This window comes from Shewanella mangrovi, from assembly GCF_000753795.1.
GTDB classification, from domain to species: domain Bacteria; phylum Pseudomonadota; class Gammaproteobacteria; order Enterobacterales; family Shewanellaceae; genus Shewanella; species Shewanella mangrovi.
Genome location: NZ_JPEO01000036.1, coordinates 1 through 870 on the forward strand (window position 1 = coordinate 1; position 870 = coordinate 870).

The window sequence follows — 870 nt, forward strand, 5'->3', positions numbered from 1 at the left end:
AATAGTGGACACTTTGCTAAGCACTATTTTTAATTCAATGTTTTCTGGGCTCAAATAACCAAGAGCACTATGGCGTAAAATAGATGGACTTGTGCACAGTAAAGCTATGCATTACTATATTGGTATGTGCACAGTAAGACAGTGCAGGTGATATGGCGTTAGAGTTTAAGGATGCGTGGTTAGAAGCCTTTTATGAAGAGGATAAAGGGCATAAATTAATCCCCAAAGGCATTGAATCTGCTCTCTTCAGAAAATTGCAGCTCATCGATGCTGCGATCAATGAGGCGGACTTACGAATACCGCCCGGCAATCGTTTCGAGCATCTAGAGGGTAAGCTTAGCGACTGGTGTTCTATTCGGGTAAACAAACAATATAGATTGGTATTTAAATGGGTAGATGGCGTTGCATTAAAAACCTACTTAGATCCGCATAAATATTGAGGTAGTGAGAATGCGTAATACTAAAAGACGTCCGGTCAGTGTTGGAGAAGTGCTCAAAGAAGAGTTTTTAGAGCCTATGGGTATTACTGTAAAAATGCTTTCTGAAGCGATGGGGGTTCATCGCAATACCATCAGCTCATTGATACATGGTGGCATTCTAACCGCCCCCATAGCTATAAAGTTAGCTGCGGCACTTGGTAACACCCCAGAGTTTTGGTTGAACATTCAACACGCAACCGACTTATGGGAAACAAGAAACCGATACCAAGAGCAAGCCAAGCATGTTACTCGCTTATTTGGCGATATTGAGCATCATGCGAACTGACGAATCCATTGTGTGGCGCAGGAGAAAATGATCACTTCTACTGTTCGTCATTGATAAGTTTAACTGTTTTGAGCTGATCAGGCTGCTTTGACATCCTCCTCGTCG

General features: G+C 42.4%; 2 protein-coding genes. Both read left to right on the forward strand.

The window, feature by feature from the left end; translation table 11 throughout:
• Positions 1 to 152 precede the first annotated feature (152 nt).
• Positions 153 to 440 carry a type II toxin-antitoxin system RelE/ParE family toxin gene (locus HR45_RS18880; RefSeq protein ID WP_037445930.1) on the forward strand — a complete coding sequence of 96 codons (288 nt, stop codon included), beginning with the start codon at positions 153 to 155 and terminating at the stop codon, positions 438 to 440.
• A gap of 10 nt (positions 441 to 450) precedes the next feature.
• A complete protein-coding gene (locus HR45_RS18885) occupies positions 451 to 765 on the forward strand; it encodes a HigA family addiction module antitoxin (protein ID WP_037445932.1) in 315 nt (104 codons plus the stop codon).
• Positions 766 to 870: the final 105 nt, after the last annotated feature.